A 13,755-nucleotide genomic window follows, 5' to 3' on the forward strand; every position below is an offset into this window, starting at 1 on the left:
GAGACATGACTGAAGATGAGCTGTTTGCCCGCCGCCCGTTGGGGATGCGGATGGCGATGGTAGTGCGTCAATGGCGTGCCATCATTGATGCGGCGATCACCGATACCGGCCTGACCCAGTCCAGCTGGACGGTGCTGATGCAACTGCATCAGTTAGGCGATAACGTCTCGGTCAGCGAACTGGCGGAGGTGCAGGGTATTGAACTGCCACCGCTGATGCGCACTCTCACACAACTGGAAAATCAGGGCTATCTGGTGCGTTCCACATCGCCTTATGACAAACGCATCCGTCTGCTGATGCTGACCGCGGAAGGCCGTGCCCGACTGGTAGAGCTGAACCGGATGATTGAGGCCTATCAACGTCGCGTCACGCGTACCATTCCTGAAGCGGATCTCGCTTCCTTCAGCACCACTCTAAATTTAATCGCCTGCAATTTGCGGACAATCCGCGAAGAAGATAATCAACACTAAAAACTATGATGACTCCAGAACAGAAGTTTGCCCGTTGGGTAAGGGTGAGTATTGCCGCTTTCCTTGCCATATTCGCCTGGTTTATCGTTGCCGATATCTGGATCCCGCTGACGCCGGACTCCACGGTGATGCGCACCGTTACGCCGGTTTCGTCGCGCGTTTCCGGGTACGTCTCGCACGTCTATGTGCAGAACAACAGCCAGGTAAAAAAGGGCGACCTGCTTTATGAGCTGGATCCCACGCCATTTATTAACAAAGTCGAGGCCGCGCAAATCGCCTTTGCGCAGGCCAGACTGAGCAATCAGCAACTGGATGCACAGATTGCTTCTGCCCGCGCTAACCTGCGTACTGCCGAATATACTGCGCGTAATGACAAGCTGACGTTCGATCGCTATCAGCGGCTAAGCACGATGCAAAACGTTTCGCAGGCGGATCTCGACAAGGTACGGACGACCTGGCAGACCAGCGAACAGTCGGTAACCGCTCTGCATGCCAACATCCAGAATCTGCTGATCCAACGTGGCGAGCGCGAAGACAGCCATAACGTGACGCTGCAAAAATATCGCAATGCGCTGGAAGAGGCGCAGTTGAATCTGGCATGGACAAAAGTGCGCGCAGAGACGGACGGAACGGTGAGTAATCTCCAGCTTAACGCCGGACTTTACGCCACCGCCGCCACGCCACTGCTGGCGCTGGTCAGCAATCAGACGGACATCGTGGCCGATTTTCGCGAGAAAAGCCTGCGTCATACCCGCGTGAATACCGATGCCGCGGTGGTGTTTGATGCCATGCCGGGTAGAGTGTTCCGTGCGCGCGTTACCAGCAGCGATGCGGGGATCCTCGCCGGACAGGAAGAGGTCAACGGTCAACTGTCGCAACCGGAGCAATCCACGCGCTGGGTGCGCGATGCGCAGCGGATGCGTATTCACGTGACGCTCAGTGAGCCACTGGACAAACCGTTGCCGACCGGTGCCCGCGCCACGGTGCAGTTGTATAACAGCGAAGGCCCGTTTGCCCGAACATTTGCTGGTGCGCAAATCCGCCTGGTCAGTTGGCTGCATTATGTCTATTAACACCCTGGCGCGTGTATTCACGCCACATGACAACATCGTCTATACGGCTAACGACTTTCGCCAGACTCTGCGGATAGCCGCTGCCGGGACGATCGCGCTAAGCATTTCGACCTTTTACAACGTCCAGTACGGCGTGTTTTTTGTGGTGTATCCGCTGATGCTGATGTCGCTGGTGCCGGTATTTAACCGCCACGTGGCGCGGCAGTTTGTGTTTAGTGCGGCGGTGAACTGCATCGAAATGGTGCTAATTGTCGGTTATCTCTCGCAGTGGCCAGTGATTATGACGCTGGTGGTGTTTGGCCTGTATGTGATGCGCTTTCGCTTTATGAGCAAAGGACCGCTGTTTCTGCTGGGGTCTATGGGCGTTGTCTGCCAGAGTACGATGCTCAATTTTATGAGCTATCCCACCACAGACTGGCACACGCTGATGTTTTCCAACATGGAAGCCTGTGTGATGGCGGTAGCGCTGAGTGCGCTGCTGCACTATCTGATCCCCGACGTGGAGCCGCGCAAACCCCCGCCGCGTATTGAAAAAGATGACGCCCGCATTCGCCACGAATCGCTGCTGTCCGGGACCGTTGCGACGATGATTTTTGTCATTTTCCAGCTCTGCGATCTGAGCGATTCGCTGTCGGCGCTGATGGCGGGGATTTTGATTCTGTTTCCGATGCATTATCGCGGCGCGGTTTTGAGTTCTCTCTGGCGTGTCGTCGGCGTGGTGCTGGCCTGTCTCTATATTCTGGTGGTGCAGTTGCTTATCTATGATTTCAGTAATCACATGTTGCTGATGATGCCGCTGATCGGTCTCGGGCTGGCCTTCAGCGCCCGTCTGCACGTAATGGAAAAAGTGGGCGCAGGCGTTGGTTTCGCCAGCATCACCACCATCGGCATCATGTTCGGCCAGAACCTGCACCCGAACAGCGATTTAGTGTTCAGCGACCTGTATCGCATCACCTCAGTCACCGTCGCGCTGCTGGCAACGCTCACGATGGTGTTTCTGGTCCACCGCGTACTCAACTGCTTTGCGGCAACACGGTTTGTGATTACGGAGTGAATGCCGGATAGCTACACCTTATCCAGCCTGCGGGCGCAGGTTTTATGCCTGGGGAGAATCGTAGGCCCGATAAGCGTAGCGCCATCGGGCATGGGAATCACGACTTCTTCAGCGCCGCAAAGGCGGCTCTGATTTCGTCTTCCGGCAGTTGAATGCCGATAAACACCAGCGTGCTGTGCGGTTGTTCGTCGCCCCATGGGCGGTCCCAGTCGGCGCTGTACAGTCGTTGCACACCCTGGAACAGCAGACGGTTCGGTTCGCCTTCAATCCACAGCATCCCTTTGTAACGCAGCAGTTTTTCCGCTGACTCCAGCAGCAGATTTTCCATCACGCGGGAGACGTCGCCGATATCCACCGGATAATCCAGTTCCACCACAATGGAGGAGATATCGTTCTGCTTGTCGGCGATAAAGTGGAAACGCGGTTTGGCGCTGACGACGTTCTCTTCCAGCATAAAGCCATTGGTGTCGAACAGCAGGGAGAGGTCGATATCACCATGAGTCACGGTATAAACCGGCGCGCGGGCGTTGATGCGCGCTAAGCGTTCACGCAGCTTTTCGCTTTCGCCTGCGACGTCGGTTTTAGTCAGCAGGATGCGATCGGCATAGCCAACCTGCGACTGGGCGATGGTGAACTGATTCATTTGATCGTCGGCATGGACCGCATCGACCAGTGCAATAACACCATCTAACAGATAACGCTGGCAAATGACTTCATGGGAGAAAAAAGTCTGAATAATCGGGCCGGGGTCGGCCATGCCGGTGCACTCGATCACCAGACGATCAAAATTGATGGTGCCCTTATCGAGGTTATCGAGCAGGTCTAACAGCGCGTCTTCCAGCTCGTTGGAGCGCGTACAGCAAATACAGCCGTTGGTCAGAGTTTTGATCTGCGTGGCGCGATCGCCAATCAGCTGATCGTCCACGGACACTTCACCGAATTCGTTTTCGATAACGGCAATCTTGTAGCCGTGTTCTTCGTTGAGAATGTGGCGTAGCAGGGTCGTTTTACCTGCGCCAAGAAAACCGGTGAGTAGGGTGACTGCAATCGGGGTCATTCACTTCTCCTTCTAACAGCAGCGCATGCCGCCTTTACCGTCGCCGCCGTAGCGCGCCTGCTGGCGCTCGCGGAAGAATTCTTCATAGCTCATGTACGGCTTGTCCGGATGGTTGGTTTGCATATGCTCGACATAGTTGTCGTAGTCTGGAATACCAATCAACATCTTTGCCGCCTGGCCGAGATATTTTTTTGCCTGACCTAAGTTACCAAACATTGTGCCGCCTCGTGAATGATTAAAGCCGGATAACGGCTTTCGCCTTATCCGGCCTACGCTTACAGCATTTTGTAGGCCGGGTAAGCGAAGCGTTACCCGGCATCAGCTTAGTGATGTGAAGAGGTCTTCACGCCGCCTTCAGGAATCGGAACGTACGGTGTTTCTTTATCGGTACGTTTGTCCACGTTGCGCACATTCATCCAGGTTTTGAAACCGTAGAAGATGATGCTGTACACCACCACCAGGAACAGAATACTCAGGCCTGCGTTAGTGTAGTTGTTCACAACGATGTGATTCATGTTGGCAATTTGCTGTGCGGTCAGTTCACCGCCGTTGGCAATCTTCTCTTTGTACTGGTTAGCCATGTAGAAGAAGCCTTCCATCTGCGGATTGGAGCTGAACAGTTTCAGACCCAGCGCCCAGGTGGTGCAGATCAGCAGCCAGACAGCCGGGATGACGGTCACCCAGATGTATTTGGTGCGCTGCATTTTAATCAGTACCACGGTACCCAGAACCAGCGCCACGGCTGCCAGCATCTGGTTAGAGATACCGAACAGCGGCCACAGGCTCTTAACGCCGCCCAGCGGATCGACCACGCCCTGATACAACAGGTATCCCCACAGACCGACGCAGCCCGCCGTACCGATGATACCGGCAACCAGAGAGTCGGTTTTCTTCAGGAATGGGACGAAGTTACCCAACAGATCCTGCAACATAAAGCGACCTGAACGGGTACCGGCATCCAGCGCGGTCAGGATGAACAGTGCTTCAAACAGAATACCGAAGTGGTACCAGAAGCCCATGTCAGCCATTGGCAGCACTTTATGGAACACGTGCGCGATACCTACCGCCAGCGTCGGTGCGCCACCGGCACGGTTCAGAACGGACGGTTCGCCGATGTCTTTCGCCGTTTGCAGGATCTGCTCTGGCGAAATCACGAAGCCCCAGGAACTGACGGTTGCTGCCGCATGTGCAGTCACGTCTTTCAGTTGCGCCATAATCAGCGGCGCGTTCTCACCACCCATCTCATGCAGGTTCGGCATGGTAATGCCCAGGCCTGCCGGTGGGGTGTTCATCGCAAAGTAGAGACCCGGTTCGATAATGGAGGCTGCAACCAGCGCCATGATCGCCACGAAGGATTCCATCAGCATCGCACCGTAACCGATGAAGCGGGCGTCAGTTTCACAGGCCAGCAGTTTCGGCGTGGTACCGGAAGAGATCAGGGCGTGGAAGCCAGAGACCGCACCACAGGCGATGGTAATGAACAGGAACGGGAACAGAGCACCTTTCCACAGCGGACCCGTACCGTCGATGTACTGCGTCATGGCCGGCATTTTCAGCTCTGGGTTGAGGATCACGATACCCAGCGCCAGGCCGACGATAACGCCGATTTTCAGGAAGGTGGCCAGATAGTCGCGCGGAGCGAGGATCAGCCATACCGGCAGCAGTGCAGAAACGAACGCATAGCCGATCAGGGCAAAGGTAATGGTGGTGTCTTTAAAGGTCAGCGCCGGGCCCCAGTACGGGTCGTGAGCAATCACGCCGCCGAAGTAAATAGACGCAACCAGCAGAACAATACCAATCACCGACACTTCACCCACACGCCCTGGACGCAGGAAGCGCATGTAGATCCCCATGAACAGCGCGATAGGTACGGTGGAGCAAACGGTGAAGACCCCCCACGGACTTTCGGCCAGCGCTTTTACGACGATCAGCGCCAGTACCGCGAGGATGATGATCATAATTAAGAAGCAGCCAAACAGCGCAATGGTCCCCGGCACGGAGCCCATCTCTTCTTTAATCATTTCGCCAAGCGACGCGCCGTTACGGCGAGAAGAGATAAACAGCACCATGAAGTCCTGGACCGCACCCGCCAGCACGACACCTGCCAGCAGCCACAGGGTACCAGGCAGGTAGCCCATCTGCGCTGCCAGAACCGGACCGACCAGCGGACCTGCGCCAGCGATCGCGGCAAAGTGGTGTCCGAACAGCACATAGCGGTTGGTCGGAACGTAGTTCAGGCCATCGTTATTGATGACCGCGGGGGTAGAACGTGTAGGGTCGAGCTTCATCACCTTCTGGGCGATGTACAGGCTGTAGTAGCGGTAAGCCACCAGATATACCGACACGGAAGCGACCACGATCCACAGGGCGCTGACGTGTTCACCCCGGCGTAAGGCGACAACCGAGAGGCAGAATGCCCCGATGATCCCGAGGATCACCCAGGGTATGTGCTTGAATATCTTTTTCGTATCCATAGTAAAACCTGGTTTTATAAGATGAATAATTGGCCGAAGCCGTTTGGTTTGGGTTGCGTTTGAAGAGGTAATTTGACTGCTATGTTGGTGACGATCTTGCCAGAGAGTCGCGCGTGTAAAGTAAGGTAAATAAGTGAGCGGTCAAATGGTGAGTTAAGCGGTCAGAAGTGTCAGTAAGCGGTAAAGAGTATCGCCGGGCAGCGAATATTATGTGACTGAGATCACAAAGAAAAATCCGCCAATGAAGGGCGAATACCGACTACGCTTATTGCCGACAACATCATAAGGAGAACAACATGGAAACAGTAAACCTCACTTTATCTGAGGCTTACACGCTGGCGCGTGAGGTACTGAGCAGCAACGGCTTTAGCGCGGAACATGCGGATGCTATCGCGCGCAATGTGACGGCGGGCGAGCGTGACGGCTGTGCGTCTCACGGGTTATGGCGCTTGCTGGGGATCGTTGAGACCCTGCGTAAAGGAAAAGTCTCCGCGGATGCCCGTCCACAGATTTTCGAGCAGGCGCCCGCTATCGTTAAAGCGGATGCTGGCGGCGCGTTCTCGCTGGTGGCCTATGAGCAGGCGCTGCCATTACTCATCAGTAAAGCCAGCGCATGCGGAATTGCGGCGCTGGCGATCAACCGCTGCGTTCACTTTTCCGCGTTATTTGCGGATATTGAACCCCTGACGGACGCCGGACTGGTGGGTTACGCCTGTACGCCAAGTCACGCCTGGGTCGCACCGTCAGGCGGTACGCGTCCGCTGTTTGGCACGAACCCGATCGCCTTCGGCTGGCCGCGCAAAGGCAAACCGCCTTACATTTTTGATATGGCGACCAGCGCGGCGGCGCGCGGCGAGATCCAGTTGCATCAGCGGGCCGGAAAAGCGATTCCGGAAGGGTGGGGTATCGACAGCGAAGGGCAACCATCAACCGATCCGCAAGCGGTATTAAACGGCGCGATGCTGACCTTCGGCGGTCACAAAGGCTCGGCGTTTGCGGCAATGGTTGAACTGTTGGCCGGGCCGCTCATCGGTGACATGACCAGTGCGGAATCGTTGGCCTGGGATGAGGGGGCGGGCGGTCTGCCGTACGGCGGTGAGCTGATTCTGGCGCTTGACCCGTCCCGCTTCCTCGGGGATGAAGCGCATCATCATCTGGAGCGTGCGGAAACCCTGTTTGCCGCAATGCAAGAGCAGGGCGCACGCTTGCCGGGAGAAAGGCGCTTCAGTTCGCGTGAGAAATCGCTACAGGAAGGGCTGACGATTACCCGCTCCCTGTTTGAGGATATTTCCGCGCTGAGATAAGGCAGAACGGGCGAGGCATCCTCGCCTGATTCCCGTTCGGGTAGAGGGTAATCGCATTTTTTGCCAGTTAATTGAACAAATTTCCTGTGATAACCCTCGCGATCTCATAAAGTTTTCTCATTCCGGGCCGACAATCAGAGTATCTGTCTAGCGGAAAGAGAAAACATGTTAAAACGTATCAAGATTGTGACCAGCCTCTTGTTGGTTCTGGTTTTATTTGGCCTTTTACAACTCACATCAGGCGGATTGTTCTTTAATGCATTGAAAAATGACAAAGAGAACTTCACCGTTCTGCAAACCATTCGCCAGCAGCAGTCCACGCTGAATGGTAGTTGGGTGGCGCTGCTGCAAACGCGTAACACCCTGAACCGCGCGGGTATCCGTTACATGATGGATCAGAGCAATATCGGCAGCGGCGCGACCGTTGCGGATCTGATGCAGATTGCCAGCGCCTCTTTGAAACAGGCGGAAAAAAACTGGGCGGATTACGAAGCGCTGCCGCGCGACCCACGTCAAAGCGAAGCGGCATCGGCAGAAATTAAACGCAATTACGATATCTATCACAACGCGCTGGCCGAACTGATCCAGTTGCTGGGTGCCGGGAAGATCAACGAGTTTTTCGATCAGCCTACCCAGGGCTATCAGGATGGTTTTGAGAAGCAGTATGTGAACTATCTGCAACAGAACGACCGTCTGTATGACCTGGCGGTTGCAGACAACAACAGCTCTTACAGCCAGGCGATGTGGGTTCTGGGCTGCGTATTGTTGGCGGTGTTGGTGGTCATTATTGCCGTCTGGTTTGGCATCAAGCTGTCTCTGATCGCACCAATGAATCGCCTGATCGCGAGCATTCGTCATATTGCCAGCGGCGATCTGGTGAAGCGGATTGATGTAGAAGGCACCAATGAAATGGGCCAACTGGCGGAAAGCCTGCGCCACATGCAGGGTGAACTGGTGCGTACCGTGGGCGACGTGCGTAACGGCGCAAACGCCATTTACAGCGGCGCCAGCGAAATCGCGATGGGTAACAACGATCTCTCTTCCCGCACCGAACAGCAGGCGGCCTCTCTGGAAGAGACGGCGGCGAGCATGGAAGAGCTGACGGCGACCGTTAAGCAGAACGCCGAAAACGCCCGTCAGGCCAGCCATCTGGCGCTGAGTGCGTCCGAAACGGCGCAGAAAGGCGGGAAAGTGGTGGATAACGTGGTGCAAACCATGCGCGATATCGCCTCCAGTTCGCAGAAAATTGCTGACATTATCAGCGTGATCGACGGCATTGCCTTCCAGACCAACATTCTGGCGCTGAACGCGGCAGTAGAAGCAGCGCGTGCAGGTGAACAGGGTCGCGGTTTTGCGGTGGTTGCCGGTGAAGTGCGTAACCTCGCGCAGCGCAGTGCGCAGGCAGCGCGTGAGATCAAGAGCCTGATTGAAGACTCCGTGAGCCGTGTTGACGTCGGTTCTACGCTGGTAGAAAGCGCCGGTGAAACCATGGATGAGATTGTGAATGCGGTAACCCGCGTGACCGACATCATGGGCGAAATCGCGTCGGCTTCCGATGAGCAAAGCCGTGGGATTGACCAGGTTGGTCTGGCCGTGGCGGAAATGGATCGCGTGACTCAGCAGAACGCCTCGCTGGTGGAAGAGTCTGCCGCCGCCGCCGCCGCGCTGGAAGAGCAGGCCAGCCGTCTAACGCAGGCCGTTGCCGTGTTCCACATCCAGCAGGAACAGCAGCGTGCGCGTGGCGCTGCCAACGTGAAGTCCGTTTCCACCACGGTTCAACCGCGTAAAGCCGCTGTAGCGGAAACCGGGGATAACTGGGAAACGTTTTAATTAAGCATCAGGCGCATGGCACAACGCGATTCAAACGGGATGCCATGCGCCGTTTCTTCCTCTCGCTTCTGGCGTAATGCAGCCGGCAGCGCGTCATCTTCCAGTATTTCAAATCCCAGATGTTGATACAGCGGTGCGTTCCAGGAGACATGGCGAAAAGTGGTGAGCGTCAGGGAGGTAAAGCCCTGCTCACGCGCCCACTGCGCGACGGTGTTGATTAACTGACGGCCAATGCCTTTACCCTGCCACGCCAGATGCAGCGAAAATTCGGCAATATACAGCGACGACTCCATCGCTTCGCCCAACAGAAATCCAACGGGCCGATCGTCAGCGAGCGCCAGCCAACTCATTCCCTTAGCGGCATATTCCCGGTGCAGTTCCGCGCTGACAATGTGATCGTCCGCGATCCATGCCAGCGCTGGCACCGTTAAAAAACGCTGTCCTGCTGAGCGTTCAATGGCGGGCAGAGCGGCAGCATCTGCCGGTAAGCTGGAGCGAAAGGTGATGTGCATAACGATACCGGGAATGAAGTGACAAGGAGGGCAGTATAACGCGGCTCCCGGTCACAGGGTAACGTCCCCGGGAGCGGGGACGTTACGGTATGAACGGCTTAGACGAGAAATAACGAAATGGCCGGTATGTAGGTCACCAGCAACAGCATGAGTAACAAGGTACCCAGCAACGGCAGAGACTGGCGGAAAAACTGTCCGACGGAAACCTGAGTAATATTGCAGACCAATAACATGACGGTGCCCACCGGCGGCGTGAAGGCGCCAATGGAAAGGTTGAAAATCATGATGATACCGAAGTGTACCGGGTCGATACCAAAATGCGCCACGACAGGTTTAAGCAAGGGAACCAGAATCAGCAGAATGGCATTCCCTTCAAGAAACATTCCCAGTGTTAGCAAAAGAATATTGATAATTAACAGGAACATGTATTTGTTTTCTGTCAGCGTCGTGACAAAGTTTGCCACAGCGACGCCAGCATGTTCCATGGAGAAGATCCAACCGAGCGCGGCACTTGCCATGATGACCAACATGACCGATGCCGTTGCCCGTGCCGTTTCTCCCAGCGCTTTCACGACATGGCCGAGAGTCATTTGACGATAAATGAAGAAACCGATAATCAACACGATGAGTACCGCAGCCGCACCGGCTTCTGTTGGGGTGAAGATGTTGGCGCGAATCCCCCCTACGACGGCAAAAATCAAAAACAGTGCGGGCCATGCCTGCCCAATAGAGAAGAGGGCTTCCTTACCGGTAGGCCAGGTGTCGCGTGAGGGCTTAGCATTCGTTTTACGGGCAACCAGATAAACCGTAAACATTAACAACACCGCACAGAGCAGACCCGGAATCAGGCCGGCCATGAACATTTTGCCAATGGAGACGTCTGCCACCAGACCATAAATAATCAGGGCAATTCCCGGTGGGATAATCGGGGTGACAAGTGATCCCCCGGCGGTGATCGCCGCCGCAAAGGCGCGGTTGTAGCCTTTACGCTCCATCTCGGGGACCATCATGCGCGACAGCATCGCTGCGTCGGCCAGGTTTGAGGCGCTGACCCCCCCCATCATGGTACTGACCAGAATATTGGCGACACCGAGTCCGCCCCGCATTTTACCGACCAGAATATTCGCCACCTGCAGGATACGTTCTGCAATACCGGTATAACTCATCAGCGTACCCAGCAAAATAAAGAAGGGTATCGCCAGCAGGGACGGGCTTTGGGTTGGTGCAATCAACCGCTGAACAGCAATTTCAATCGGAACCGTGGAAAAGAAGAGGAAATAGGCAATAATGCCGATAAACATTGCCAGATACACACGAATATTCAGAAATAAGCACACGATCATTAGTGGAATAATTAATAACCAGCTCATTGTTTTTCCTCACCGACATCGGCCTGTTTAAAGTCATTAATTAACCAGTAGAGCGTATAAACTGCCGTTGCCAGGGTTCCGACCGGAACTGCAACATCAATCCAGAACCAGGACACTTTTAATATTTGCGTGACCTTATACTGCGCCATTTCCGCCAGCCGATAACCCAGCCAGGCCATATAAACCAGCAACCCAATGGACAGCAGGGCAACCAGCGAGGCAATAATGCGTTTGACTTTATGCGGGAACATATCGACGACAAAAGGAATAGTCAGATGTGCCCGATCACGTTCAGCCACCACACCGCCCAACATCACCACCCATATCATCAGCAGTCCGGACATTTCCTCAGTCCATTGGATGGGCTGTCCGACAAAATAACGCATAAATACGGCGGCAATGGTCATGACCACCAGGATAAACAGTGCCAGTGCTGCGCTCAGTTCTACAAGCTTGCCAAAGAAACGCATTAATCCTCCTTCAGAGAGTCGCCCTGGCCTTGAGAGAAAAAGGTCCCGGGCGATCTGTGCCTGTATTTATTGCAGTTGCTGTTGAATGGTTTCATACAAACCCGGCGTCCACTCCGGGAATTGCGTGTACACTTCGCGTGCTTTCTGGCGGAATGCTTCGGTATCCGGGTAAATCACTTCGACGCCTTCCGCTTCCATGCTCTTCAGCATTTCGGCGTCGCGTTCAATTGTTAATTTCTGGCTGTAGAGACCCGCTTCATAACCCGTTGAGTGAATCAATTCCAGTTGCTCAGGAGAGAGCGTACTGAAAAAGGCTTCGCCGCCAATCCATACCGAGGTGTTGGTCAGGTAATTAACCATCGACAGATATTTCGCCTGCTCAAACAGTTTTTGCCCTTGCAGAACGGAAATCGGGTTTTCGACGCCATCAATAACGCCCTGAGTCAGTGCAGGGTAAACTTCCCCCAGCGGCATAGGAGTTGGCGTGGCGCCCATTGCCTGAATGGCCTTAATTTGCATCACGTTATTGGGTACGCGGATTTTCATCCCCGCAAGATCTTCCACTTTGCGAATCGGTTTTTTAGAAATAATCTGACGGGTGCCGTACAGATAATTGTTCATCACCACATGAATCCCTTTTTTCTTCAGGTCTTCATTTTTTTGACGGAACCAGTCGCTCTCATAAATTTTGAAGAGTTTCTGCGGATCGTCAGTCAGATAAGGTCCAAACAAAATACCTAAATCAGGTTCATAATCGGCAAGGAAAGCCACGTCGGTGAGCGTGATGACGTTCATTCCCATCATGGCTTGTTCAGTCACATCTTGTTTTGACCCTAGCTGTGAGCTGGGATAAAGAACCAGCGTTATTTCTCCGTTGCTTTTTTTATTCAGAATCTCAGCCCAGTAGCGCATCACCACATCTAATGGCTCGCCTGGATTATTCTCATATGCGACTTTAATAGAAAGCGGTTTAGCCTGAATGGTGAATGGCAGAAAAAAAGTACAAACAGTAATCAGCACGGCTATTATCTTGTTCATTTTCTACTTGCTCCCAGGGGTCTACGAATAAAACCAACTTTTTTACTGGCGGAAAAATTCAGAGTGAATCCTGCCTAATCAGAAAGTAAGCAGAAAGTCATCATGGTGCTGTATGTGTTGTATGAAATCGTGCTCTTGCTAAAGGTTTGTTGTTTTTAATGTGTTTTTAATTTACTCATTTTCTTGCCGAATAGAGCGAATCATCGATTGCTTCGCCGTATTCAGGTGGTTACGCAATGCAAGAAGCGCATCGAGGTCGCTGCGGCAAATCAGCGCGCTGAGGATAGTCATATGCTCATCAATGGCGATGATATTGCGTTGTTTAAGATCGCGCTCATCCCACTGGTAATGGAAATGGAAGATCACTGAGATAATCTCAAGTGATTGATTAAAAAATATATTATCGGCAGCGGAGAGCAGCAGCGCGTGAAAATCACGGTCCAGCAGGGAGAACATGCGGAAGTTGCTGCCGACGCTGTCGCGCAGCATACGGTGGCGTTCCAGCAGCATTTTGGCCTGCAGCCAGCGCGGATCGTCATCCGGCAGATTAAGAAAATGCTGTAGCGCATGGGTTTCCAGCATCTCACGCAGCTCAAAAAGCTGTTCTGCATAGGACTGATCGAACTTTTTCATGCTCCACTGGCCGCGTTTCTCGCTCTGGATGAGATCGTAACGTCCAAATTTTAAAAGGTATTCTCGTACCACCACTGGACTGACGCCCGCCGCTCTGGCCAGTTGAAGTTCAGAGAACGTCTCGCCAGCGCGAAGCTGGCGTTGGTTAATCATCGTATAAAACGCCTGCTCAAAAATACGGTTTTGCTCGGCCATGGAGGCGGTGGTGCAGGCAAAACCATCATCATGTTCGGGGCTTCGGGTAATGACGTGGTCGTTGCCGACCAGAGTCAGTACGCCGCACTCGCTGAGGTGGTTCAGCATGTGGCGCACGGTGGTACGGCTGATGTTGTACATCTCGGCTAATGCGCTTTGCGACGGCAACGGGGAAGGAAGGTGGCCGCGCGCCATATCATCGATCACCTGGTTAATAACATTGTGACGTAAATTTTGCGAACGGCTCATCGGATCTCCTTTTGACTACATTAAAA

General features: G+C 54.0%; 13 protein-coding genes. 5 read left to right on the forward strand and 8 right to left on the reverse strand.

The window, feature by feature from the left end:
• The first annotated feature begins 5 nt into the window (after positions 1-5).
• From WM46_RS23880 to WM46_RS23890, 3 genes are read left to right on the forward strand one after another with little or no spacing between them, the layout of a single operon-like run.
• Positions 6-470 carry a MarR family winged helix-turn-helix transcriptional regulator gene (locus tag WM46_RS23880; protein WP_102603548.1) on the forward strand — a complete coding sequence of 155 codons (465 nt, stop codon included), beginning with the start codon at positions 6-8 and terminating at the stop codon, positions 468-470.
• A gap of 5 nt (positions 471-475) precedes the next feature.
• Positions 476-1,543, forward strand: coding sequence for an HlyD family secretion protein (locus tag WM46_RS23885; RefSeq protein WP_102603549.1), 1,068 nt, complete (start codon positions 476-478; stop codon positions 1,541-1,543).
• Positions 1,533-2,597, forward strand: coding sequence for a DUF2955 domain-containing protein (locus WM46_RS23890; protein ID WP_061075324.1), 1,065 nt, complete (start codon positions 1,533-1,535; stop codon positions 2,595-2,597). The genes WM46_RS23885 and WM46_RS23890 overlap by 11 nt, the downstream gene beginning before the upstream one ends.
• A gap of 97 nt (positions 2,598-2,694) precedes the next feature.
• Here WM46_RS23890 and yjiA read toward each other — a convergent pair whose 3' ends face one another.
• The 3 genes from yjiA to btsT form a co-directional block, all read right to left on the reverse strand.
• On the reverse strand, positions 2,695-3,654 hold the full coding sequence (yjiA, locus tag WM46_RS23895) for a GTPase (RefSeq protein ID WP_061075323.1): 960 nt from the start codon (positions 3,652-3,654) through the stop codon (positions 2,695-2,697).
• Positions 3,655-3,666: 12 nt separating this feature from the next.
• Positions 3,667-3,870 carry a YbdD/YjiX family protein gene (locus WM46_RS23900; protein ID WP_024130742.1) on the reverse strand — a complete coding sequence of 68 codons (204 nt, stop codon included), beginning with the start codon at positions 3,868-3,870 and terminating at the stop codon, positions 3,667-3,669.
• Between the two features lie 107 nt (positions 3,871-3,977).
• Positions 3,978-6,128 carry a pyruvate/proton symporter BtsT gene (gene btsT / locus WM46_RS23905; protein ID WP_042321961.1) on the reverse strand — a complete coding sequence of 717 codons (2,151 nt, stop codon included), beginning with the start codon at positions 6,126-6,128 and terminating at the stop codon, positions 3,978-3,980.
• Positions 6,129-6,424: 296 nt separating this feature from the next.
• Here btsT and WM46_RS23910 point away from each other — a divergent pair, with 296 nt between their 5' ends.
• Together WM46_RS23910 and tsr are read left to right on the forward strand one after the other, a co-directional pair.
• Entirely contained in the window at positions 6,425-7,432 is a 1,008-nt protein-coding gene (locus WM46_RS23910; protein ID WP_102603550.1) for an Ldh family oxidoreductase, read from the forward strand.
• Between the two features lie 165 nt (positions 7,433-7,597).
• A complete protein-coding gene (gene tsr / locus WM46_RS23915) occupies positions 7,598-9,262 on the forward strand; it encodes a methyl-accepting chemotaxis protein (RefSeq protein ID WP_061075321.1) in 1,665 nt (554 codons plus the stop codon).
• Here the strand turns inward: tsr and WM46_RS23920 are convergent.
• From WM46_RS23920 to WM46_RS23940, 5 genes are all read right to left on the reverse strand, one after another.
• Entirely contained in the window at positions 9,259-9,774 is a 516-nt protein-coding gene (locus WM46_RS23920) for a GNAT family N-acetyltransferase (RefSeq protein WP_102603551.1), read from the reverse strand. The genes tsr and WM46_RS23920 overlap by 4 nt on opposite strands.
• Positions 9,775-9,872: 98 nt before the next feature.
• Positions 9,873-11,144, reverse strand: coding sequence for a TRAP transporter large permease (locus tag WM46_RS23925; RefSeq protein WP_061075319.1), 1,272 nt, complete (start codon positions 11,142-11,144; stop codon positions 9,873-9,875).
• Positions 11,141-11,614, reverse strand: coding sequence for a TRAP transporter small permease (locus WM46_RS23930; RefSeq protein ID WP_061075318.1), 474 nt, complete (start codon positions 11,612-11,614; stop codon positions 11,141-11,143). Before WM46_RS23930 ends, WM46_RS23925 begins: the two co-directional genes overlap by 4 nt.
• A 66-nt stretch (positions 11,615-11,680) precedes the next feature.
• Positions 11,681-12,652 carry a C4-dicarboxylate TRAP transporter substrate-binding protein gene (locus tag WM46_RS23935; RefSeq protein ID WP_061075317.1) on the reverse strand — a complete coding sequence of 324 codons (972 nt, stop codon included), beginning with the start codon at positions 12,650-12,652 and terminating at the stop codon, positions 11,681-11,683.
• Positions 12,653-12,823: 171 nt separating this feature from the next.
• Complete coding sequence (locus WM46_RS23940; protein ID WP_102603552.1) at positions 12,824-13,729, reverse strand: GntR family transcriptional regulator; 906 nt, start codon at positions 13,727-13,729, stop codon at positions 12,824-12,826.
• Positions 13,730-13,755: the final 26 nt, after the last annotated feature.

This window comes from Citrobacter freundii complex sp. CFNIH2 (assembly GCF_002880615.1).
Taxonomy (GTDB): Bacteria; Pseudomonadota; Gammaproteobacteria; order Enterobacterales; family Enterobacteriaceae; genus Citrobacter_A; species Citrobacter_A amalonaticus_F.